Origin of the sequence: Dialister sp. (genome assembly GCF_047832375.1) — a bacterium.
Lineage (GTDB): Bacteria > Bacillota > Negativicutes > Veillonellales > Dialisteraceae > Dialister.
Genome location: NZ_CP181256.1, coordinates 1,786,754 through 1,810,617, shown reverse-complemented (window position 1 = coordinate 1,810,617; position 23,864 = coordinate 1,786,754). Strand labels below are relative to the sequence as shown.

Below are 23,864 nucleotides of genomic sequence, written 5' to 3'. Positions count from 1 at the left end.
TGATATTGAAATATAAAAACAGTGTTTTCCTCTTGGGGAAAGCACTGTTTTTATATTTGTAAATGGAATAAAAAAAGACGTCATGGAGTAAATCACATGACATCTTTTTATGGTGGGCGATAACAGGATCGAACTGCTGACATTCTGCTTGTAAGGCAGACGCTCTCCCAGCTGAGCTAATCGCCCATATTGGTGACCTGTGGGGGATTCGAACCCCCGAACCCGCCGTGAAAGGGCGGTGTCTTAACCACTTGACGAACAGGCCACTGGCTCCTGAAGCAGGGTTCGAACCTGCGACATCGTGATTAACAGTCACGCGCTCTACCGGCTGAGCTATTCAGGAATCTGTACGTAAGTACGTCAATTATAATAACAAATCTTTGACCATTTCGCAACACCTTTTTTATTAAAATATGGAAAGAATTTATAAAATTATCTGCCATAGCAGGTATAAGTCATGGAAGCCAATAATAAGGATAAAACGAAATACGATACTATCAGTATAATTGGATTTTAACCCTATTTCCGTTAACCCTATGTTATAATGAAGGCGTATTATACACTTTGTGTTATGCCAGTAAGGGGGACAATGATGTTAAGCGATATCGAAATTGCGCAGAAAGCGGAAATGAAGCCCATCACAGAAATCGGGGCTTCCATTGGTATTCCGGCGGAGGAACTGGAAAACTACGGGCCCTACAAGGCAAAGATTTCTTTGAAATTCACGAAGGAACTGGAAAAGAAACCCATGGGCCGCCTGATTCTGGTGACCGCTATTTCCCCGACTCCCGCAGGGGAAGGAAAAACAACCACCACCGTAGGCCTGGGCCAGGCCCTGTCCCAGCTCGGCAAGAAGGCCATGATCTGCCTTCGTGAGCCATCCCTTGGCCCCTGCATGGGTATTAAAGGTGGCGCTGCCGGCGGCGGCTATTCCCAGGTGGTGCCTATGGAAGATATTAACCTCCACTTCACCGGTGATCTCCATGCCATTACCGCAGCCCACAACCTGCTGGCAGCCATGGTGGATAACCATATCCAGCAGGGCAATGTGCTCGGTATCGATCCCCGCCGGGTGGTGTGGAACCGGGTCATGGATATGAATGACCGGGTTCTCCGCCATATCGTGGTAGGCCTTGGCGGCCATGCCAACGGGGTACCCAGGGAAAGCGGCTTCGATATTACAGTAGCTTCTGAAGTCATGGCTATCCTCTGCCTGGCTACTTCCATCAGGGATATGAAGGAACGGTTTGCAAAGATTATCGTAGGATATACCTATGACAATAAGCCCGTCACCGCTGGCGATATCCATGCTCAGGGAGCCATGGCAGCTCTCATGAAGGATGCCCTGCAACCAAACCTGGTGCAGACTCTGGAACACGTACCGGCCTTTATCCATGGCGGCCCATTCGCCAATATTGCCCATGGCTGCAATTCCATCCTGGCTACGAAGACAGCTCTTCACCTGGCGGATTATGTCGTAACGGAAGCCGGCTTCGGTGCCGATCTCGGTGCAGAAAAATTCCTGGACATCAAGTGCCGCTTTGCAGGCCTGAAACCGGACGCCGCTGTACTGGTAGCTACCATCCGTGCCCTGAAGATGAACGGCGGCAAAGCAAAGAATGAACTCACTGAGTCCGATCCGGAAGCCGTGAAGAGAGGCCTTCCGAACCTGCTCCGCCATATTTCCAACCTGAAGAAGTTTGGCCTGCCCATCGTGGTAGCTCTGAATATGTTCCCCAGCGATACGGCAGAAGAAAAGAAAGTCATTGAAGATGCCTGCAGGGAAGCAGGAGTGCCGGTAGCCGAATCCACGGTATTTGTGGATGGCGGCAAAGGAGGACTGGACCTGGGCCGTAAAGTACTGGAAGCCATCGACAAAGGATCTGACTACAAACCCCTCTATGACCTGGACCTGTCCTTGAAGGAAAAAATTGAAACCATTGCGAAAAACATTTATGGAGCTGCCAATGTACAGTATGACAGCGCTGCAGAAAAAGAACTGAAGCACATTGAAGAAATGGGATTCAGAAATGTACCGGTCTGCATTGCCAAGACACCGGTTTCTTTCTCCGATGATCCGGCCAAACTGGGTGCACCCACCGGCTTTACCCTTCATGTACGGGATGTCCGGATTTCTGCGGGCGCCGGATTTGTGGTTGTCCTTACGGGTAAAGTCATGACCATGCCTGGCCTTCCGAAACGGCCGGCTGCAGAACTGATCGACGTAGACGATGACGGAAATATTACGGGGCTTTTCTGAGATGGCAGAAATACTGGACGGGAAAGAAACGGCAGCCTCCCTGGAAGCGGTTCTCAAGGATAGGCTGGCAAAGCTTCGGGAAAAACAGGTGGAACCGAAATTGGCGATTATCCTGGCAGGCAGCAGCAAGCCCTCTGCCATGTATGCTTCGTTCATGCAGAAAGTAGCCAAAGGATACGGCATCGAATCCGAAATCTTCCGGGAATCCGAAGACATTACGGAAGAAGAACTGGGGGGTCTCATTACAGACCTTTCCCACGACCGGGAAATTACGGGCATCCTCATGATGATGCCCCTTCCGAAAGGAATCTCGGAAGAAAAAATGGTGGCCCTCATTGATCCTGACAAGGACGTGGATGGGCTCACCGATACCAATAGCGGCCGCCTCTTTGCAGGAAAAGAGGGACTCTTCGGCTGCACTCCCCGGGCGGTGATGGCTATCCTTGACCATTATCATATCAATCCCGATGGAAAGAAGGCCGTAGTCATCGGACGGAGCAACGTCATCGGCAAGCCGGTTTCCCTGATGCTCCTGAAGAAGAATGCTACCGTCACCATCTGCCATTCCCATACAAAGGATGTGGCAGACATCACAAAGGATGCCGACATTCTGGTGGCCGCCGTAGGCCATGCGGGCTATGTGACCGCAGACATGGTGAAAGAAGGGGCCATTGTCATCGATGTAGGTATTAACCGGGTCAATGGCAAGACCGTAGGCGACGTGGCCTTTGATGAAGTGGCGGAAAAAGCAGGCGCCATTACCCCGGTCCCCGGAGGCGTAGGCAGCGTCACTACCACCATGGTCATAGAAAATATTATCGCCGCCGGCGAGAAGCAGCTGGCTAAGCGGGGATAACCAAACAAAAAGCCGTGAGCAAATCACGGCTTTTTTGTTGGATGATTTCAGGTGAGCCAAACAGAGGAAAGAGCTGTTGCTATTGCAAAGTGACTAAGGTGGCTAAAGTGACTGAGGTGGCTGAGGGGGAGGTGGCGGCGCACATATTGGGGAAGCGCCGCTTTATGATGTCTGATAGCGAAGCTGCGGAAACACCCGCCAACCCTCCCTCTTTAGAGGGAGGGGGGACCGCTTGCGGTGGGTGGGTGCCGGAGGAAAATGGATGGAAACGTCGTGAATAGCCGGATCTGAGTTATGCTTACAATGGGTGCCATTTCAGCGAGAGCCCCCTCCGTCTGGTCACAAAAGGAAGGCGCTTTAATGGGCAGGCTAAGCGCCGACTTGGACCAGACTTGAACATCCTATGCAGGATGTTCACTCTGCGGGCACCTCCCCCCATAGATGGGGGAGGTTAAAAATTCAGCCTGCGGTGCACACAACCGCGAACCTCCGTCTGCTTCACAGCCACCGACGGCCGGGCCACGAAAGGAAGGCTTCCCCACGGGGTGAGGGATTCCGATGGGAATTTTCGGGCACTGATGAATCTGCCCGCAGGGGCTGTTCTGCCCACGGCTGGAGGCTCAATGTCCACACATGGTCGTACGCAGCTTAGCCACCTAGGGAAGCACTGATTAAATCGTTGTCGGATTTCATTCTAGGATTTTTATGCAATGCGAGGAATAGCTCGACGCGAATAGCGAGCTATTTAAGGAGAGCTATGACGAAGCAGTGCATAAAAATCCTTATGAAATCTGACTCTGCGAATTAATCAGCGCTTCCCTAGCACCGCAGACGGACTCCCTCTATCTCGGCCTCGATCTCAATCTTTCACTCCCATGTAACCATCCACTCCAACATTTTTTTGAAAAACTTCTCTTTCCCTGTTCACAAAATGAAACTTTTTGCAATGTATATAGTAGAGGGATAAAAAAGTTCCATGGATTTGACAGAACTTCTTCCAGTTTCCCACAACGCTGGCAGCGGGAAGGTATTGGGACGAGGAATGGAAAATCGACGTCGACTTGCGTCCCTCTCCAGCCTGGCCGAAAGCCAGCAAGTGCTGGATGTCATCATTTTCAAAAAAATTTTGAAAATTTTTGTACATCCGGACATTTCCCGTTATGTATATAGTAGAGGACCTTGAAGGCCTGCAGTATGAAAAGTGCATTTCCTATTTTCCTGAGTGCGCGCTGTGGAAAGAACCTTGGAAATTCACCGGACATAGGTACCACCTGAAAAGTTCCTCGCCCAATCGGCCGAAAGGGACGAGAGATCGAGTGGCGAGACCGAGATCGAGTAGGACAGCGGCTTTGCCGCGAATCCCCTCGACCTCAATCTCGATCTCGATCCTCACACAATGTTATGCAATCCGGATTCATGACAATGAAACACAAAACCACATAAGGCCCAGGACTTTTTGATAGCTCATGCTTTTGCCACTTTGACGACTAGTCCGGAATTTGGAGAAACTTCGGTTTCTGACCTTACGCCGGCGCCGTATTCACTGGACAAATTCTTGCATCTTACGGACACCGGGTCTTTTTGGGGTGTGTGGAAAAAACAGAATTGAGAGTTGAGATTTGAGAGTTGAGGTCCAGCGGCTTTGCCGCAGAGCCATTAACCTCCTCGCCGCCGTTGGAATCCTAATGACACTACGCAAAAACATGCAATTGACTCTAACCAAGGCTCCTTCCTCGGGAAGGCGGAGGTCCTGCAGAGGACCTGCGAGGCCAGCCCAAGTTGGCGCTTAGCCTGCACATAAAAGCGCCTTCTTTTTGTGGCTGGCCATGAGGATAGCTGATGGGAATTGAAAGAAGCGCCGTAGGCTGACCAGCTTTCCTAGGGGCTAGATGCTAACAGCTAGAAGCCCTCGCACCCATGGCCGTACACTCATCCGACATTCACCCAGCCCGCAGGGCCTGACCGCCTGGCTGCTAGATCTAGCCACTAGTACTGATTTGCCGCAGGCTGGCCAGCTTTCCTGGCCGCTAGTGTGTCAGCTCAATCACATTTGGGATAATGATTTACACTGACCTGAGTGTATCACGATTAGGTATCTTGCCGATTATTGGCATTAAATGCAGTGGACTCTATGCCCAACTCGTCATTTCGAGCGGTGGCAGTATGCTAAGTGACAATGCAACTTAGAATAGCTACAGCTACGATGAGTCGGGAAATCTTTCTTGCGCTTGGGAACACAGGGCTTTGCAACCGTCATCGGTATTGTAAAACCGTCAGAGGCATTTTTCTGAGAGATCTCTCGACACTCTCTCACATTCGATTTTTATGTTTGACATCATTACGGCGCTTATCACCGCTCGAGATGACGAAAATGGGTAGAGGCAACAATTTTACAAACTGCTATAGCTACTGATTTGCCGTAGGCTGACCAGTTTTCCTAAAAGCTGGCAGCTAGAAGCTAAAAGCCCCGCCCGTATGGCCGCACACTCATCCGGCTGTCACCTGGCCCGCAGGGCCTGTTACCTTCGACCTCGATCTCATATAGAATGTAGACAATATATTAAATTGGTGTTATTATGAATCTATAATTTAACCGAAATAATCTATGATTTTTTATGGTGGAGGCGGTACCATGATCCCTGATACTCCCAGTGTTTATCGGATGACAGCGCAGAGTTCCATCATGTCAGCTTTTGAAAATCGGGGGGGGTAGACGCTTCCTGCCCTGTTGTTAAAGTGCCATAGCAGAATGACTGTATTCTGCTATGGCACTTTTTATTTTCCGGTCTATGGGATCCAGTCTTTATGAAAAAAGCATTACCCTTCCAAAGTCCCATAGGATGTCCATGTGTCTCTGTATACTGGAAGGGAAAGGAGGCATTTTATGGAAGAGAGTGAAGGTAAGGGGCAGCGGCTCCTGGCTATATATGACCGGCTCCTCCGGGGGGAAGTGGTGAGGAAGAAGGAACTGGCCCTGGACTACGGAGTGACAGAGAAGTCCATCCAGCGGGATATGGATGAGCTCCGGGATTTCCTGGCAGACGCCGACCGGAAGGGTGGTCATGCAGCCATCCGGTATGACCGGGGCAAGAAGGGATACGAGCTGATCCATTCGTCCTATGAACATCTGGACAAGAGGGAAATACTGGCTCTCGCAAAGATTCTCCTCGAAAGCCGGGCCTTCGGGAAAGAGGAGCTCCATGGCATACTGGACAAGCTCCTCTCCGAGTGCCCGCCGGAGGACCGGGACGTGGTGGAGGACATCGTCAGGAATGAAGCCTTCTGCTACGTGCCCCTGAAGCATGGCAGGAAGCTGCTGGATCCCCTGTGGGACCTGTCCCTTTTCATAAGAGGAAAAGAAATTATCCATTTTACCCTGAAGTCCTGTCATTTTATATCTAGGTTGGTACATCCACACCCATCATCTCATACAGCTTGCGCTGTTTCTCTGTAATTTCGGACAGATGGTGAGCCCTGCCGGGTTGCTGGTAATACTCGATGGTATCCAGTTCATCCAAGAATTCCTGCATGGTGTAATTCCTGTAGAGGTCATGGATTTCCATTTGGCGTTTGATGTAAGACATCAGCTCCAGTGCAAGGAATTGTACAAACAGCTTGCCTTCGAGATTTTCCTCTGACGATACGGACATTCTCCGCATATCTAAACGCTCTTTAAGGTTTCCAAAGGACTTTTCTATCAGATCCCGCATGCGGTAAATACGGATTGCCTCGACCGGATCCTTAATGGAGTTGGTCAGGAGGGCAAAATAGCCAAAGTCTTTTTCGGCTTCGCGGATAGCTTTGTCATTATATGCGATGGCTATGCCTCTTGCCGGTGTTTCGTGGACAATGAAATACTTGGCATAGGCACCCTCATGTTCCCGTTTGCGTTTTCCGGTCTGCAGCTCTTCTTCATACCGGTCAAGCATATGGTTAAAACGGTTACGGTCATCTGTACAGTGCTGATCATTATAGTAAATATGCAGGTATACCCGACGCTTTCCCGTTTTAATTGTTCCAAGACGCGGCTTCTCTTCTTCATAATCCCACTGTTCTGTGAATGTGCATACATACAGCTGCAATGCAGGATTGTAGTTTGACCGTGTGACAAAGCTGTCACGGATATCGTCCAGGTGTGTTTTTACCAGTTTCAAGCCGGTTCTGGCTCCAATGAGAAACTTATGGTGGTGCTTCATCAGCTCGTTGATGTTCTTCTGGCTAAAGAACCCTCGGTCCATGCAGAGCTGCAGTTTTACGAGGTCGAGAAAATCCACGTCCTTGATCAGGTTGTCAATGGTTTTTACATCCGCAATATTGCCCGGCAGTTTTCGGTAATACACCGGCAGCATGGAAACTTCGCCAAAGAGGAGTGCCAGATTGATTTGGGGAAGGTCATCTCCTTCTTTGTTCTTGCCATATTTCACTTGCTTCAGCAACTCCGAAAATGAGGAAATAGACGTTGTGTCAAAAGCCAGATATTCCGTTTCACAGTGCCTCTTGGCCTGCCTTTTGAAATAGGCCATCTTCGCATCCTCCGTAATCATCCCAAAGAGCCTGCTGATGCGTTGGGACGGAATATCCGCTCCAAATGGGTGCACATGGGTGTGTCCCCATTTCTTGAATCGATACATCGCCTGACCCTCCTCCAGTACGAGATAGAAGGCAAGCGACATAAGTTCTTTGTAAATATCACCAAAGCAGGCTTTCAGGTCATCACGAAGCCCGATCTTCTCGGCAATGCAGGAAAGCAGATAAACAGCGCCGTAGAAAGACCGTTTGCACGAAGTAACCGGAACCGGCCCAGGCTTTGATGTTTTCTGCGTTTCCAGTTGCTTTTCCAAGAGATACTTCTTATTGAAGACCAGTTTGCCTTCAATTACCTTGCCGATGTACTTGCGTTTATGCTCACCGCGTTTTTTCTCTGAATTCCAGTGTGATTTATCTATGAAAGCATATGTTGTGCCATTAATGACTTGTGTTTTATAGTCCATAGCTGTCCACCTCTAGACATATTTTATATCTAGAGCATAAGGCAGTCAAGTGCTATAGAAGATAGAAAAGGCAGTATTTATCGAATCAATTAAGCTTGTCCTGCCACAGCATAGATATAAAATGTGCGGACTTCAGGTCAGTAAGTGGCTGAAAATCTCCAAGGACGCCGAAGACCACATGCAAAGCCTGCTGAGACAGAAGAAAATGGTAGAAGAAAGAAACGTGGACTGGCTGCTCGGCGTGATCGTGGGAAAGTGAAATAGAAGAACAGGCGCATATTTCGCGGCTGTGCCGCATCCATCCTGCGCCTTTGGCGCGGCCCTTCTCCAAGGGCCTGCATGCCGTGGATAGAGGAGACTTTAGACTGCAGACGGTCAGACGCCAGAGAGAATCAGCGGCTTCACCGCCGTTAGGTTCCTGATGACTCTGCACAAAAAACGTTCAATTGACGCTGCCCAACGGGCTGAGGATAGCTGTAGGAAACAGATGGGATTGGTCCGACAGGGCCTGACTTGCCAGATCAGCCTGCGGCGCCCCATCAGCTAACCTCCGTCTGCTTCGCAGCCACCTCCTTCCCAAGGAAGGAGGCTATTCATTCGCGGCTGCGCCGCATCCATCCTGCGCCTTTGGCGCGGCCCTTCTCCAAGGGCCTGCATGATGTGGGTAGAGGAGACTTTAGACCGCAGACGGTCAGACGTCAGAGAGAATCAGCGGCTTCGCCGCAGGTGGAATCCTGATGACTCTGCACAAAAACGTTCAATTGACGCTGCCCAACGGGCTGAGGGTAGCTGTAGGAAACAGATGGGATTGGCCCGACAGGGCCTGACTTGCCAGATCAGCCTGCGGCGCCCCATCAGCTAACCTCCGTCTGCTTCGCAGCCACCTCCTTCCCAAGGAAGGAGGCTATTCATTCGCGGCTGCGCCGCATCCATCCTGCGCCTTTGGCGCGGCCCTTCTCCAAGGGCCTGCATGATGTGGGTAGAGGAGACTTTAGACCGCAGAAGTTCAGACGTCAGACAGGGTCAGCGGCTTTGCCGCAGGTGGAATCCTGATGACTCTGCACAAAAAACGTTCTCGACTCTTTCCGAGGCTCCTTCCTTTTGCCAACTGACGTTGCCCATGGAGCTGAGGATAGCTGATGGAAATTGCTGGATTTGGCCCGCAGGGCCTGTTCTGCTCAAGGCTCAAGGCTGAAGGCTCAAGGCCCACACATGGTCGCACGCAGCGTAGCCACCGCAGGCGGATCCCCTCGGTCTCAACCTTCCATCCCCCTTTTCCATCCTTCGCTGACGGTATATAATAATTTACATCAGTGATTGATGAGAAATTTTGAAAAGAGGCAGTCCATGGGTTTGATTCACCGCGTTTCTGCATATCTGAAGAAGGATCGGTTTCAGGTCCCTCCACAGGATGAAAGAATCGGAAAAATTGATGAAGGGGCTCTTTCTATCCTTTCTGCATTCCGCAGAGAGGGGAAGGAGGCCTTTGTGGTGGGCGGCTGTGTGAGGGACCTGCTCATGGGCCGCATTCCCCATGACTGGGATATTACTACATCTGCCAGGCCCGAAGAAACCATGGCTATCGCCGGCAGGCAGGGCTGGAAGGCCATCGATGGCGGGGGCCGCCGGTTCGGTACGGTCATTGTGGTCGTACAGGGGCAGAATTATGAAGTCACCACGTACCGGAAGGAAGTGTATGGTGCCGATTCCCACCGGCCACAGGAGGTTACGTTTTCCGATACACTGAAGGAAGATGTAAGCCGTCGGGATTTTACGGTGAATGCCATGGCTTTGGATGCTGATGGGGTTCTCTATGATTATTTCGATGGCCTGTCGGACCTGGAGCATAAACGGCTCCGGACTGTGGGAAATGCGGCAGACCGATTCCAGGAAGATGCACTGCGTCTTTTCCGGGCCTGCCGGTTTCTGGGACAGCTGGATTTTATGGCAGACTCTTCCCTGGTGGAGGGGATGGAGTCCGCTTTCCCGCGGGTATCGGGCCTTTCTCTGGAACGGGTGCGGGATGAGGTGGACAAGCTCATTGTGACATCCCACGCAGCCCGGGGATTTGATCTCATGGTGCGGACCGGCCTGGCCGATTGTTCCTGTCGGGCCAGGGAAAAGGGCACGTTTACGGATATTCCCATACTGCCGGAACTGTCCCATCTTGTAGGACTCCCGCAGCAGAAGGAATTTCACAAGTACGATGGCTGGTACCATACGCTGGCGGTGCTGGAAGCATCGAAACCGGAGCTCATCAATCGGTGGGCAGCTCTCCTCCATGATGTGGGGAAGGGAATGCCCGGCATCCGGGCTGTCCGCAAGGGAAAGCTTACAGACTATGGCCACGATACCAAGGGGGCTGAGATGGCGAGAGAAATCTTATCCCGCTGGAGAAGGCCAAAGGCTTTTACGGACCGGGTGGTGTGGCTTGTAGAAAACCATATGAAATTTCACTACTTTGCCAATGTACCCGAGGCAGATGGGCTGAAATGGATCCGTTCCATGGCCCGGAATAAAGTGTTTTCCTCTTCCCGGGATATGGCAGAAGCCTTTGCCCAAATGACGGACCTGGGGAATGCAGATATTATCGGCTGCGGTAAAGAGATGTCCGACACGGAGGGCCACAGTGCCTTTGGCCGGTATATGGAGGAGCTGGCGCTTTCCATGCCTGTTTCTAGCCATGAACTGCACTATGGCAGGGAGGTACCGGAAGCACTGGGGCCTTATGTGGCGGAAGGCATGCAGAATCTTCTTCTCCGTGTGCAGAACGGAAACCTGGAAAACACGCCGGAGGCCCTACATGAGGCGGCAGTAAGGTATAAGAGGAGACGGGATAATGAAAAGAGAAGCACCTAGGAACCGCATGAGAAAGAGGACGGTTGCCATTTCTGCTCTTCTCTGCGCCGTCGGGGTCATTCTTACGGGGAAACTGCTGTGGACCCAGATTATCAGGGGCCATCATTATGAAGATATGGCTCTTGGACAGACGGAAGGCATCCAAACCCTCTATTCTCCCCGGGGGACGATTTTCGACCGCAACGGGAAGGAGTTGGCCTTTTCCATTATGGTGAAGTCCCTCTATGCAGATCCGGGTATGATGAATGTGAGCCCGGAAGAGGCGGCAAAGGAACTGGCCCCGCTGCTTCATAAGAAGGAAGGGGACCTGGAAAAAGCCATGAGCCAGGATACCCGTTTCGTATGGCTGGAACGAATCATGGACCCCGAAGATTCGGAAAAGGTGGAAGAACTTTTTAAAGAGAAGAAATGGAAGGGCTTTGGTTTTTTCGATGAAAGCCGACGGTTTTATCCCAACGGGGAAATGGCGGCCAACGTACTGGGCTTTGTGGGATATGATGACCAGGGCCTGGATGGTCTTGAAAAGTCCCTGGATAAACTTATCAGAGGGGGAACGAACAAGCAGCATATTCTCACCGATGCCAGGGGCAATCCTATCCTGAAGTCTGCCATGGCTCCCTATAAAGCGGAAAAAGAACGGTCCGTATATCTCACTATTGACCAGAACATCCAGTTCTATGCAGAGCGGGCACTGGACCGGGCCATGGCGTCTACCCACGCCAATGGGGGCATTATCCTGGTGATGGATCCCAAGACCGGGGCTATCCTGGCCCTGGGAAACCGGCCATCCTATGACCCCAATCACTTTGATAAAGCTACGGAAGCCCAGTTCAAGAACCGGGCGGTGGTGGATATCTATGAACCGGGGTCCACGTTCAAGCCGATTATCGCTTCCGCCGCCCTGTCCGCCGGTACCTATGATACCCAGCGGGTATGGCACGACCCAGGCGCCGTCTGGGCTTCAGGCCATGCCATCCGGAATTGGGATGACAGCTCCTACGGCGATGTGAGACTGGTGGATATCCTGAAATTCTCCATCAATACCGGGTTTGCCCATATCGGTCTTCTCACCGGGGGAAAGACGCTCACGGAATATGCAAAGAAATTTGGATTTGGACAGCCCACGGGCATCGAGCTTCCCGGTGAAGGCAGCGGCATCCTTTTCGACCCCAAGGAAATGCGGGCCATCGACGTAGCCACCATGTCCATAGGCCAGGGCATTGCGGTGACGCCGCTCCAGATGGTGCAGGCCTACAGTGCCATCGCTAACGGCGGAAAAATGGTGAAGCCCCATATTATCCAGTCCATTAAAAATCCTGATGGCAGCGACTACCAAGTGACAGATACGGAATACAGTGGAGAACCGATTTCCCAGACCGTGGCGGATGAAGTGAAGGACATGATGGAAAAGGAAGTCTCCGAAGGCGGCGGTACCAATGCAAAGGTACCGGGCTACCATATGGCCGGCAAAACGGGGACGGCCCAGAAGCTGGATGCCAAAAACGGAGGCTATCTCAAAGGCCAGTACATCGCTTCCTTCTGCGGTTTCGGCCCCACAGAAGATCCGCGGGCCATCTGCCTGGTGGTGCTGGATACGCCAAAGGGGACTTTCTACGGAGGCCAGGTGGCGGCACCGGTATTCAAGGAAGCCATGACCCAGATCATGCGGTATCTCCAGGTTCCCACGCTGGACGACCAGGCGAACCATGCGAAGCCCCAAAATAAGCCTATAGAACTGTACAAACCGAAACTTCCGCCGGAGAATGCGAAGGAATTCCGCCTGCCCAGCTTCACCGGCTGGTCCATGCGGGACGTTGGCGAATGGCTCACCAGGGCGGGACTGGGATTCCAGCCTGACGGCAGCGGCTACGCCGACAGCCAGAGCCCGGGCATAGGAGCCAGGGTCCACAGGGGGGATAATGTAAAGGTTCATTTCTCCCATCATGATTAAGGAAATCAGCAGCTCCAACGATATGGGGGCTGCTGATTTTTAATGGGGAGAACGGCCAATCAGATGAATGGGTCTAAGGGTTGTAGGTGCTTCGCACCGGGGGCATAAGGTTGAATAGCCGCCACAGGTGGCAAATCCACCTTATGACCCCGCTTCAATGAGCGCAGCGGCGTTGAAGCCACAACCCGGTTGGCGAGCGAAGCGACGCCAACCCACCACCCTTAGCCCCATTCAATCCGTTGGGGCCACTTACCGGCCACCGATTCCCTGGCTATGATACAATATAACTGTCTGATTTCCTTGGTTTTAGAAAGGATACAATTGTGGAACCAAATGCAGTGACGAAAGTGGTGACCGATGAAATCGGTATTACCGCCAAGTTTATGGAAGACCTGAAGATGTTTGCCCTTACTAAGGGCATTGACCTCATCGAGGCGGTTATCCTTTTTATCATAGGCTATATCATCTGCCGGTACATCCGGAAGGCTGTTGAACATATCCTGGACAGAAGCAGCGTGGATCCTTCGGCGAAGACATTTATTTCTGAAATCATTTTCTTCTTCTGTCTTGCCATTGTGGTTATTGTGGCCCTGGGGACCGCAGGCGTGGCGGCAGGGACCCTGGCCGCTGCTTTCGGCGGTATTGGACTGGCCATCGGTCTTGGCCTCAAGGATAATATCGGGAATGTGGCGTCGGGCATATTTATCCTCATTTTCCGCCCTTTCCGGGTGGGGGACTATATCCAGGTCGGAGGAAACCAGGGCACCGTGACGGATATCCGTATCATGTATACCCTGATTTCTACCCTTGGGAACCAGATGATCGTCATTCCCAATTCTTCCCTGATCAACAGTGTCATCAAGAACTATTCTGCCTTTGATACGAGAAACCTGGAATTTACTTTTGACGTGGGCTACGACACAAACCTGCCGGAATGCATTACGCTCCTGAAGAAATTATTTACCGAGGATCCCTACGTACTGAACAAGGAAGACCTTCCCATCTATGTAAGCGGCATGGCAGAGTCTTCTATCCGGATTTATGTCCGGGCCCAGGTGGACAGGACCAAGTACTTTGACGCCCAGAATGAACTGTATATCAAGGTAAAGGAAGCCTTCGACAAGGCAGGTATCGATATTCCATTCCCCCAGGTGGTGGTGCACAGGGCCAAGGAATGAGAGAAGTAATGTTGTTTGACCAATGTGTCTGAACATGTGAATGGGGCTAAGGGTGGTGGGTGAATAACGCTTCGCTCGTTCACTGGGTGGCGGGCGCTTTGCGCCGGGGGGCATAAGGTAGAATAGCCGCCTTTGGCGGTGATAGAACCTTATGGCCCCGCTTTGGCAAGGCGTTAGCCTTGTCAAAGCCACAGCCCGGTCGGGCCAGCGAAGCGTTGCCCGACCCACCACCTTTAGCCCCATATACCACTTTTGGCGCTTCCACCAATCTCAGCGCACATTCCTATTGACACCCTTCCTGTGCCGGTGATATACTCTGCTATATAAGAAAACCGTAGAACAGGAAGAGTAGCCTGAATGGAAGCCATCCAAGGGAGCCGGCGCAAGTGGAAGTCCGGTATGGCAGTTTTGGTGAATGGGCCTGGGAGGTGCAGCTTCGAGCCGTAAGGGGTAGGGGCTGACGGAGTTCACCGTTATGGAATTTGAGTCGGGCATTTTGCCAATATGGGTGGTACCGCGGAATCGTATCCTTTCGTCCCTTTGCTTTCGAGCAGGGAACGGAAGGATTTTTTAGTATTCATTTTCAGGAGGATGGTTATTATGGAAAGGGTCATGGATGTATCGAAACTTGTCTTCACCAAGGCGAGAGGGGGCAGGTTCCGTTGGCTCACGATTTCCACACTCATGCTGGCCATCGGCATGCTGCTCCACCTGGTTTCCCCATCGGTTGCCGGGTTCACGCCGAACTGGATGATTGCCTGCTACGTGGTGGCTATCCTTCTCACGAAACCCAGCTATAAGCAGTGCCTTGGTATCTGCATGGTGGCGGCGCTGATGGAAGTATTTACCAGTAAGTCTGCATTTCCCTACGGCGATTTTGCCTCTGAATTCTTTGGCGCCTATGTGGCCGGGTTCTTTGCCCATTCCGTACCGCCCATTAAAATCGGGAAGTTTTCTCTCCGCCCGGCCATTGCAGGATTCATTACCACCTGTGTTTCCGGCTTTACTTTCGTGGCAATCCTGACGGCGGTCATGGGGATTCCTATGAAAGTATTTCTCTATGGTATGCTCCCTGCTGTTGCCATGGTAGGTATAGGTAATGGTATCATTACACCGTTCCTCTATTTCCCGGCTCTTCGGCTCTTCAAGTCCATGCACTACATGGCGGAGTCCGATGTGGAAGACAGTGACCACAGCGGTCTCATCCTTGAACAGAGCCAGGATGGGGTCATCAGCGTAGAGCATCTGACCTATATCTATCCCTTTGCAAAGGAACCGGCGCTGAAAGATGTTTCCATGGCTGCAGAAAAAGGTGACTTCATTGTCGTCACCGGACCAAACGGTGCCGGTAAGACCACACTCCTCATGTCCATGGCCGGTGCCATTCCCCATTACTATGGCGGCACCATGGAAGGTATGGTATTCACCGATGGTAAAGCGGTGACCCAGCATACCATTGCGGACCTGGCCTCTTCTATCGGTGTCATCCTTTCTGACTATAAAGCCCAGATTGTTACGCTGACGGTGGGGGAGGAAATGGCCTTTACCCTGGAAAATCATGGATTCCCGCCGGATGAAATCCGCCGCCGCTCGAAGGAAGCCCTGGCTAAGGTCCATCTGGATGGACTGGAAGAACGAAAAGTATCTACCCTTTCCGGTGGCCAGTGCCAGCGTCTGGTGGTTGCTGCCGTACTGGCGGAGGAACCGCAGGTCCTGGTTTTCGATGAACCGACCTCGGCCCTGGATCCGGAAGGAATCCGGGAGTTCTACGAAATGGTGGGTGAACTGAATCAGAAAGAAGGACTTACGGTGATTGTGGCAGAACATCATCTGGAAGCCACCCTTCCCTATGCGAAGAAGTTTGTGCTTATGAATAAAGGTGAAATCGTCAGCCAGGGCACACCGGAAGAAGTGATGCGGGATATGAAGAAGAACCACATCTATGAAGAAGCGATTCCGGATATGTACCGGGCCCAGCTGGAGCTGGAGGACTGGGGTGTTTCCTTCGAGAAACCGTTCCTGAATATTCATGACGCCGAGCAGTCAGTGGTGGATTCCTTTAAGGAAGGAGGAAGAGAAAATGCTTGAACTGAAGAATGTATCATTCCGTTACGCAAAGAATATGCCCCTCGTTCTTGATAATATTTCCCTCACCTTCGATAAAGGAGAGTTCGTAGCCATTACAGGCAGAAACGGCAGTGGCAAGACCACCATCACAAGGCTGCTGACGGGACTGGAAAAACCGTCATCCGGCAGGGTACTGTATAACGGCGCCGACGTGACAAAGGAGGAAGCTTCTGACCGGAGCCGGTTCATTGGTTATGTATTCCAGCAGCCGGACCGACAGATGTTCATGCCTACGGTGCGGGAAGAAATCGCCTTTGGACCTTTCCACCAGGGAAAACGGGGAGAGGAACTGGAAAATGCCATTGACCGGGCCATGGATGATACAGATACCAAGTCTCTGGAAAACGAATATCCAAGAACTCTTTCCCGGGGCGACCAGCAGCGGGTGGCCATTGCTTCTGCCCTGGCCATGGATACGGAATACCTGGTCCTCGATGAACCGACCAGTGGACAGGATGGCAGGGAAAAGAAACGGCTCATGGCCCTCATGGAAAGCCTCCAGCAGAAGGGGATTACCATTATCCTTGTCACCCATGATATGGATATCGTAGCCCGTGACTGCACCAGGGTCGTAGTCATTGCCGGTCATAAAGTGGTATTCAATGATAAGCCGGAAATCCTCTTCTCCGAGGCAAACCGCCCGGAGGATTGGGGACTTGCTTATCCGCCGGCAGTCCTTTTGGGACGCCGGCTCCCGGGCGCTCCCTACTGCAGGGATATGGACAGTTTCTGTAAAGAATTCATCCTTCGGAAAGGAGGCGCTTCCAGATGAGAAACCTGGTACCTTTGACAAAAATTCTTCTGACATTCGGCACCGCCGTATGGGCCATCGTTCTTCACCAGCCGGAAAGCCTTCTGGCCCTTTGCATTCTGGAAGTGCTGATCCTTCTGGTGTCCGGTGAACTCTTCCGTAACCTGAAAGCCCTCATTATGCTCATTATTTTTGCGGCACTTCTTGGCGTCATTGAAAAGGTGGGCGGCGGCAGCAATACGGAATCCGTGGTGGCAGCCCTCCGCATGCTGGGCATGACCATTATCTTTATTTACCTCCTTGGAACGGTGAAGCTCCAGGACCTAACGGCATCCATGGTGCGGCAGCTGAAGGTACCCTATGAATATGCCTTCATGTTTACTGCAGGCCTCCGTTTTATTCCTGATTTCATTGAAGAAAATCGGGCTGTATCGGAAGCCCAGGCCTGCCGGGGACTGGCGGTAAAGGGGAATTTCTTCAAGCAGGTGAAGCGGTATATGTCCATTGTCCGCCCGCTCATGCTCCGTTCCCTGGGACGCAGTGAGACCATGGCCCTTTCCCTGGAACTCCGGGGCTTTGGCGGATCCCGGAGAACATTCATGGAAAGCGTGGCACCGAAGGGAAAGGACTATTTCTTCATGGTCCTTATCCTCCTCATTACCATTGCCGTCATTTATGGACGGGTGAAGATGGGGATGTGAGAAATAGGGCTATGTCCGGCGGACAGGGCTCTGCCTGATGGCAAGGTGGTGGCCTGCAGCCACAATCCGGTTGGAGAGCAAAGCGATGCCAACCCACCACCATCAGCCCCATCCATTCGTCTCGGCTATACAATTGATTAATAAAAAAACACTGAAATGTCATTCATTTCAGTGCTTTTTTATTACCGGTTATCTACTTTTTCCGGGTTCATGTCATGGTGAAGAAGACGGTAGCGGGCGAAATCTTTCCATTCCGTACCGGGGATGCCGTAATTGCAGTAGGGATCAATAGAAAGGCCGCCGCGGGGGAGGAACTTGCCACACACCTCAATGTAGCGGGGATGGAGAAGGTGGATCAGGTCTGTCATAATCATATTGACGCAGTCTTCATGAAAATCGCCGTGATTCCGATAGCTGAAGAGGTAAAGTTTCAGGGATTTGCTTTCCACCATCCATTTATCGGGAATATAGGAAATGTAAATGGTGGCAAAGTCCGGCTGTCCCGTCTTTGGGCAGAGGCTCGTAAATTCAGGACAATTGAACTTGATGAAATAATCCCGGTCTCCATGTTTATTGGGAATCTTTTCCAGAAGATTCGGGTCATAATCATAAGTATACTTCGTATTCCGGCTGCCCAGCTGGGTGAGCTGGTCCAGGCCTTCTCTTTTTTCTGCCATAGGGTACCTCGTATCAATAAAATTCTATGTGACTGATACAAGGATAGCATAGTTATGAGGAGATGTAAACATGGTAATTCAAGTCTGCTTGTGGAATGGTTCTGCCTATGGTACAGTTTATTCAGACAGTACCAGCAGGGAGATCAATATAGAGGTGAAGAATTCATGGATACAGAAGATCGCAGCAAAGTGGAAGAAACAGAAATGACAGAAGAGGAACTGCAAGAGTTTATGGCTTCCTATAAAAAGGAACTGGCTCATATCTATAAAATGGCGAGTGCAAAAAAAGCCTTCATGGCTCGCCAGCAGCTTCCGAACCTGAAAGAAGCATTGAAAGAATGTGATCAGGAAATGCGGGAGGACATTGAGGAATTGAAGCATAAGTATGGGATACATTATTGAGTATGGGGATGCATAGAAATCCGTAAACATCGGCAATTTCATGCATAAACAATCTCATTATTTTCTAATTTGTCAAAATGGAAAATATATGGTATAGTATCACTGTTGTCCGATGAGGACGGCGAGCCCTGAAAAATCTTTTACATCACATAAAAAAAGATTTGACAGAAAGCTCAGAAAATGATATAATCATTTTCGTCGAACGGACCATTAGCTCAGCTGGCAGAGCACCTGACTCTTAATCAGGGTGTCCGGGGTTCGAACCCCTGATGGTCCACCAGAAACAATAAGCTCGAAACTGTAAAGTTTCGAGCTTTTATTTTTTATATCATAAAAGGATGCATGTGAACGGATGGTGGTTTCTGGTTTCTAACTGTCAGCAGTCAGGAAAGCTGACAGCTGATCTCCGTCAAAGGAGGTCGAGACGGAAAACGGCTCCGCCGCCGATGGGACCCTAAAGACTCTACACCTAAAAATCGCAAATGACACTGTAGTAGGCTCTCTTCCCCGAAGAGAGCTGCCCACGGGGCTGAGAGATGGTGATGGGATTACGGCACCAGGGACTTTAAACCGCCAGTGAGAAGAACCCATCAGAATCCCTCTGTCTGCTGATGCAGACATCCCCCTTTGAGAAAGGGGGACTGTTAACCGCGGCTCCGCCGCAGATGGGGTCCTGATGACTCTGCACAAAAACGCTCAAATGACTCAGCAGCAGGCTCCCTTTTTCAAAGGGAGCTCCCCACGGGGGTGAGGGATTCTAATGGGTTTACTGTACAATGGGCATTTAAATTCCTACATGAGAAGAACCCACCAGAATCCCTCTGTCTGCTTCGCAGACATCATTCCGGCCGGGCCACAAAAGGAAGGCGCCTTAGTGTGCAGTAAAGGCGCCAATTTGGGCCCGGCTCGAGGGTCCTCTGCAGGACCCTCGCTTTTGAAAAAGGGGGACTGTTGATAGCGGCTTCGCCGCAAATGGAATCCTATTGACTCTATACCCATAGCGTGAAAATGACACTGCACGAGGCCCTTTCTCAGGCAGGAGATCCCACGGGGCTTGGGTTAGCTGGTGGAAACGAATAAAAAAGGACCGCAGGACCGGATCCCCTCGATTTCGACCCAAATCCATATTTCTTCCTTGAGCCCAGGCGGAAGCCGTGGCCTTGGCTGCAGGCCACGGCCTTGCCCAAGGGGAAGAGCTCCGGCCGACGGGCCGCAGCCTTTTCTCTGTAAACATTTTCTAAACATTCCCATGCCACCGCCGCTCCTCCTGTTTCTCCCTATAGATTTATGTTACAATGACAATAAATGGAGAAAATTCGCGGAGGTGTCCCATGAAATACAGAAGTACCAGAAGTAATGAAACAGTGACAGCGGAAGAAGCGCTGCTGAAGGGGCTGGCCGATGATGGCGGCCTTTATGTGCCCGAATTCCTGCCGAAGCCTTTTCTGGAGGCAAAGGCCCTGAAAGACATGTCCTACGAAGAGCTGGCGGCCTTTGTGCTGTCCCATTTCCTCACGGACATTCCGGAAGATACGCTGAAGGAGCTCACCCACAGTGCCTACACCGGCACCTTTGAGACGAAGGATATTGTGCCGGTAAAGCCCCTGTCCCAGGCTTTTTCCATGGCGGAAATGTTCCATGGCCGCACCTGCGCCTTCAAGGACCTGGCCCTCTCCCTTTTCCCGTACCTCCTGGTGTACGCGAAGAAACAGGACAAGGATGGGAAGGAAATCCTTATTCTCACCGCCACCTCCGGCGATACCGGCAAGGCGGCGCTGGAAGGGTTCCGGGACGTACCGGGGGTCCATATTATGGTGTTCTACCCGTCCCATGGCGTGAGCCCCCTGCAGAAGGACCAGATGCAGAAACAGCTGGGGGATAACGTGAAGGTGGTGGGCATCGAAGGAAACTTCGACGATGCCCAGGGCACCCTGAAACAGGTCTTCGGCAGTGAGCTCCGCAAAGAATCGGCGGAGAAGGGGGTTCTCTTCTCCAGCGCCAATTCCATCAACATCGGCCGTCTCCTGCCCCAGGTGGTGTACTATGTGTGGATCTGGCTGAAACTGCTGGAAAACGGCTCCATCGGACCGGATGAGAAGTTCAATGTGGTGGTGCCCACAGGCAACTTCGGAAACATCCTGGCCGCCTGGATTGCAAAACAGGTGGGGGCTCCTATTGGGGAGCTCATCTGTGCCTCCAATGAAAACAAGGTACTCGCCGATTTCTTCGCCACCGGCACCTACGATATTAACCGGCCCTTCCATATGACTGAAGCGCCGTCCATGGATATCCTTATTTCCTCTAACTTCGAACGGTTCCTGTACTACCTCACCGGCTCCACCGACGAAGTGGCCGCTGCCATGGCCAAACTGAAAAAAGAGGGGAAATACGAAGTATCGAAGGAAGCCTTCCATAAGGCAGGCCTGGAAATGATGGGAGGCTGGGCATCGCCGGAAGATATGATCCATGCCATGAGCGGCGTCTATGAGACCTATGACTACCTCATGGATCCCCACACCGCCGTGGCCTACGCGGTTTATGACCACCTGAGAAGGGAAGGGAAGATTCCCCGCCATTCCCACACCGTTATTATCAGCACCGCCCATCCCTACAAGTTCCCCGGCGTCGTAGCCAAAGCCCTGGGCCTTGCAGAAAAGGACAGCCCCTACGATACGCTCCGGGAAATCGAAGGGTCCACAGGCATCGCCATTCCCCGGCAGCTGGGTGAACTGGAAAACCGCCCGAAACGGTTCACGGATACCGTAGACCGGAAGGATATGGCCGATGTGATCCGGGCGTATGTGGACGAGATCGCTCGCCACTGACAGAACCAGAACGTTATGTGGCTAAGCGGCGTAGGCCCGTACGGGGGCGTCATGTGGCTAAGAGTCGTGCAATCATATGGGGGCTTCTAGATTCTAGCTGTTAGCAGCCAGGGTGGCTGATCAGGTCCTGTGGGCCGGAATCCAGCAGGGCTTCCATATGCGGCGAAGCCACTGGCTGGCTTTTCTGGAAGCTGGGAGCTCACATACGTCCACACGGCGCTCTGTCATCCGTCAGCCCCGCACCAGTGGCTCAAACCGTTATTTACAATTCTGAGGACATTCTATGAGATACAGAAACTGGAACGAAAAGGGGGAGCGGAAATTTCGACTCTCCGTACTGGCACTGCTCATTCTGGTGCTCGTATCCATCCATTTCTTTGATCCCACCTTTTATCCCACCATTTACCATCTATCAAAAGATGGGGACCTCCGGGGGACCATACACTATCTCCATAGCTTTGGTATTTATGCGGCCTTCATGAGTTTCTTCATCGACGTGGTCATCAATATCGTAGGATTCCTGCCCTCTATCTTTATTTCCACCGCCAATGGCCTCGTATTTGGCCTCTTCTGGGGAGTCATCATCTCCTGGCTCGCGGAAACAGTGGGAGTTCTTATTTCCTTCTATGTCATGCGTACCCTTTTCCGGGGCATGGCCATGAATATAATCAATAAAAGTAAAACCCTGAAGCGGCTGGACTCCTACGACTCCTGGCAGGCCATCGCCGCTGCCCGGGCCATCCCTTACATGCCCAATGGCCTCATTACCGCCATTGCGGCCCTTTCCAGTATGCACTTCCGGCAGTACGCCTTGGGCTGCCTCATCGGTAAACTCCCTTCCACAGCTCTGGAAGTAGTCCTGGGCCACGACGTGGTGAACATGGAAGAACACGCCATGAGGCTTACGATACTCATTATCCTGGTGTCCATTGTCTACGGCGGCCTCTGGTACTATCACAGGAAGCAGAGTAAGAAGGGAAAATGACTGAAGTGATTGAAGGGCGGCGCCCGGATAAGAAGCGCTGCCTTTTATAATGCCGGAAACAGATCCGCGATGAGTGGCTGAGGTGGCTCAAGTGACTGAAGTGGCTGAAGTGGCTGAGGGGGATGGTGGCGGCGCTGGTGAGATCGAGATCGAGACCGAGATCGAGTACATTCGCAACTTCGTTGCCATTTCAATCGACACTACCCGTACCCCGGTCGGCCGGGCCCTGAAAGGAAGGCGCTTTGGTGTGCAGTAAAAGCGCCAACTTGGGCCCGGCTCAGCAGCCCTCTGCAGGACTGCTGCATCTCGAGCGGTGATAAGCGGAGTAGTGACACCACAGTCAAGAATCGCTACAGCTTCGATGAGTCGAGAGATCTCTCTGGTAAATGACTATAACGGGGTTTTTAAGAAGAATTGAGATTTGAGAGGAGAGAATTGAATTCCCGCCTGCGGCGCCCCCATCAGCTAACCTCCGTCGCCTTCGGCGCCACCGCCGGGCCCTGAAAGGAAGGCGCCTTGGTGTGCAGTAAAGGTGCCAACTTGGGCCCGGCTCGAAGGTCCTCTGCAGGACCTTCGCCTTCCGAGTGTGCCCAGCATGGGCGCACTCTTAAGGGTGAAAGTCCCTAGACCGCCCGACAGCGGGAAGGTCATAGCCGAACACCAAGGGTGTCCATCGTGAGGTGGAATCTGAAGGAAGGTGCAGGCAAATCTCCGGTCCGATGTACAAGAACCACATAAGGCTACGGCAGGATGGATAAGGTTGCATGACAAACTGAAATCCCATAGCTGTACGGAATCCTGCAGAGTACATGTGGCGGATATATGGAGAGAAAGAGTGCGTTCTTACCTGGGGAGGTCTCACGGACACAGCAGAATAAGGCTGTATTTACTGGGCTGTGCTGTGGTTGAAATAAGATTTGCCGTGAGAAGTCAGCAGAGGCCATAGTACCAGATGGCTCATAGGCATCTGGGAAGGGCCGAACTTTAGGAGATGTTAGTCAATGAAAGTAACCAACCATGGGCTTAAAGGCAGACAACTTCAGAAAGAAGACTACTGGCAGAAAGCAGCTGCGGAACAGCAAGGATATGCCGGAGTGCCCATCCATGTGAGGATTGCTGAACACAACAACATCATCGCAGACTTGCATAAGCAGGAATGCGAAAACTAAAGAACCGCCGTATACCGAACGGTACGTACGGTGGTGTGAGAGGTCGGCGGGCCGAAGCCCGCCTCCTACTCGATGTGTGCCCAGCATGGGCGCACTCTTAAGGGTGAAAGTCCCTAGACTGCCCGACAGCGG

At 51.9% G+C, this 23,864-nt stretch carries 18 protein-coding genes, 4 tRNA genes and 1 other annotated feature; of the genes, 16 read left to right on the top strand and 6 right to left on the bottom strand.

Translation table 11 applies throughout. The annotated features are described in order from the left end of the window. Window positions 1-110 precede the first annotated feature (110 nt). The 3 genes from ACFWUL_RS07265 to ACFWUL_RS07255 form a co-directional block, all read right to left on the bottom strand. Window positions 111-186, bottom strand: a tRNA-Val gene (locus ACFWUL_RS07265). 4 nt (window positions 187-190) lie between these two features. After that, a tRNA-Glu gene (locus tag ACFWUL_RS07260) sits at window positions 191-265 on the bottom strand. 2 nt (window positions 266-267) lie between these two features. Continuing rightward, window positions 268-343, bottom strand: a tRNA-Asn gene (locus tag ACFWUL_RS07255). A gap of 249 nt (window positions 344-592) precedes the next feature. Between ACFWUL_RS07255 and ACFWUL_RS07250 the strand changes: the two genes are divergently transcribed. Both ACFWUL_RS07250 and ACFWUL_RS07245 read left to right on the top strand, forming a co-directional pair. Then, entirely contained in the window at window positions 593-2,260 is a 1,668-nt protein-coding gene (locus ACFWUL_RS07250; RefSeq protein WP_416178121.1) for a formate--tetrahydrofolate ligase, read from the top strand. 1 nt (window position 2,261) lies between these two features. Beyond that, a complete protein-coding gene (locus tag ACFWUL_RS07245) occupies window positions 2,262-3,116 on the top strand; it encodes a bifunctional 5,10-methylenetetrahydrofolate dehydrogenase/5,10-methenyltetrahydrofolate cyclohydrolase (protein ID WP_416176836.1) in 855 nt (284 codons plus the stop codon). Window positions 3,117-3,975: 859 nt separating this feature from the next. Here ACFWUL_RS07245 and ACFWUL_RS07240 read toward each other — a convergent pair. Next, window positions 3,976-4,260, bottom strand: coding sequence for a hypothetical protein (locus ACFWUL_RS07240; protein ID WP_297041476.1), 285 nt, complete (start codon window positions 4,258-4,260; stop codon window positions 3,976-3,978). 1,740 nt (window positions 4,261-6,000) lie between these two features. Between ACFWUL_RS07240 and ACFWUL_RS07235 the strand changes: the two genes are divergently transcribed. Next, window positions 6,001-6,570 (top strand): helix-turn-helix transcriptional regulator, encoded by a 570-nt coding sequence (locus tag ACFWUL_RS07235; protein WP_416176835.1) that lies wholly within the window; start codon window positions 6,001-6,003, stop codon window positions 6,568-6,570. Here the strand turns inward: ACFWUL_RS07235 and ACFWUL_RS07230 are convergent. Beyond that, window positions 6,515-8,107 carry an IS1634 family transposase gene (locus ACFWUL_RS07230; RefSeq protein WP_416176834.1) on the bottom strand — a complete coding sequence of 531 codons (1,593 nt, stop codon included), beginning with the start codon at window positions 8,105-8,107 and terminating at the stop codon, window positions 6,515-6,517. The two genes, ACFWUL_RS07235 and ACFWUL_RS07230, sit on opposite strands and share 56 nt — an antisense overlap. A 121-nt stretch (window positions 8,108-8,228) precedes the next feature. Here ACFWUL_RS07230 and ACFWUL_RS07225 point away from each other — a divergent pair, with 121 nt between their 5' ends. The 7 genes from ACFWUL_RS07225 (at window position 8,229) to ACFWUL_RS07195 (ending at window position 17,674) form a co-directional block, all read left to right on the top strand. Then, a complete protein-coding gene (locus ACFWUL_RS07225; protein WP_416176833.1) occupies window positions 8,229-8,366 on the top strand; it encodes a hypothetical protein in 138 nt (45 codons plus the stop codon). Window positions 8,367-9,454: 1,088 nt separating this feature from the next. Further along, entirely contained in the window at window positions 9,455-10,966 is a 1,512-nt protein-coding gene (locus tag ACFWUL_RS07220) for a CCA tRNA nucleotidyltransferase (protein ID WP_297041642.1), read from the top strand. Then, window positions 10,947-12,917: a penicillin-binding protein gene (locus ACFWUL_RS07215; protein WP_297022222.1), complete on the top strand. Its 1,971-nt coding sequence runs from the start codon at window positions 10,947-10,949 to the stop codon at window positions 12,915-12,917. Before ACFWUL_RS07220 ends, ACFWUL_RS07215 begins: the two co-directional genes overlap by 20 nt. Window positions 12,918-13,240: 323 nt before the next feature. Continuing rightward, on the top strand, window positions 13,241-14,095 hold the full coding sequence (locus ACFWUL_RS07210; protein WP_416176832.1) for a mechanosensitive ion channel family protein: 855 nt from the start codon (window positions 13,241-13,243) through the stop codon (window positions 14,093-14,095). 326 nt (window positions 14,096-14,421) lie between these two features. Then, window positions 14,422-14,638 (top strand) — a binding site (T-box leader). 57 nt (window positions 14,639-14,695) lie between these two features. Next, window positions 14,696-16,183 carry a tryptophan transporter gene (locus tag ACFWUL_RS07205; protein ID WP_297022227.1) on the top strand — a complete coding sequence of 496 codons (1,488 nt, stop codon included), beginning with the start codon at window positions 14,696-14,698 and terminating at the stop codon, window positions 16,181-16,183. After that, entirely contained in the window at window positions 16,176-16,994 is an 819-nt protein-coding gene (locus tag ACFWUL_RS07200) for an energy-coupling factor ABC transporter ATP-binding protein (protein WP_297022229.1), read from the top strand. The genes ACFWUL_RS07205 and ACFWUL_RS07200 overlap by 8 nt, the downstream gene beginning before the upstream one ends. After that, window positions 16,991-17,674, top strand: a complete 684-nt coding sequence (locus ACFWUL_RS07195) for an energy-coupling factor transporter transmembrane component T family protein (RefSeq protein ID WP_297022231.1) — start codon at window positions 16,991-16,993, stop codon at window positions 17,672-17,674. Before ACFWUL_RS07200 ends, ACFWUL_RS07195 begins: the two co-directional genes overlap by 4 nt. A 182-nt stretch (window positions 17,675-17,856) precedes the next feature. On the opposite strand, the gene queF is transcribed toward ACFWUL_RS07195, so the two are convergent. Beyond that, window positions 17,857-18,351: a preQ(1) synthase gene (gene queF, locus ACFWUL_RS07190; RefSeq protein WP_297022233.1), complete on the bottom strand. Its 495-nt coding sequence runs from the start codon at window positions 18,349-18,351 to the stop codon at window positions 17,857-17,859. 165 nt (window positions 18,352-18,516) lie between these two features. Between queF and ACFWUL_RS07185 the strand changes: the two genes are divergently transcribed. The 6 genes from ACFWUL_RS07185 to ACFWUL_RS07160 all read left to right on the top strand — a co-directional run bounded on the left by ACFWUL_RS07185 (window position 18,517) and on the right by ACFWUL_RS07160 (window position 23,732). Next, on the top strand, window positions 18,517-18,753 hold the full coding sequence (locus tag ACFWUL_RS07185; protein WP_297022236.1) for a hypothetical protein: 237 nt from the start codon (window positions 18,517-18,519) through the stop codon (window positions 18,751-18,753). Window positions 18,754-18,957: 204 nt separating this feature from the next. After that, window positions 18,958-19,033, top strand: a tRNA-Lys gene (locus ACFWUL_RS07180). A gap of 1,051 nt (window positions 19,034-20,084) precedes the next feature. Further along, window positions 20,085-21,578 carry a threonine synthase gene (thrC, locus tag ACFWUL_RS07175; protein ID WP_297022239.1) on the top strand — a complete coding sequence of 498 codons (1,494 nt, stop codon included), beginning with the start codon at window positions 20,085-20,087 and terminating at the stop codon, window positions 21,576-21,578. A gap of 283 nt (window positions 21,579-21,861) precedes the next feature. Continuing rightward, the gene (locus tag ACFWUL_RS07170) at window positions 21,862-22,563 is read left to right on the top strand and encodes a TVP38/TMEM64 family protein (RefSeq protein WP_297022241.1); all 702 of its coding nucleotides are present in this window, start codon (window positions 21,862-21,864) and stop codon (window positions 22,561-22,563) included. Between the two features lie 91 nt (window positions 22,564-22,654). Further along, entirely contained in the window at window positions 22,655-22,819 is a 165-nt protein-coding gene (locus ACFWUL_RS07165) for a hypothetical protein (protein WP_416176831.1), read from the top strand. Window positions 22,820-23,564: 745 nt separating this feature from the next. Next, window positions 23,565-23,732: a hypothetical protein gene (locus tag ACFWUL_RS07160; RefSeq protein ID WP_273317580.1), complete on the top strand. Its 168-nt coding sequence runs from the start codon at window positions 23,565-23,567 to the stop codon at window positions 23,730-23,732. The last annotated feature ends 132 nt before the right edge of the window (window positions 23,733-23,864 follow it).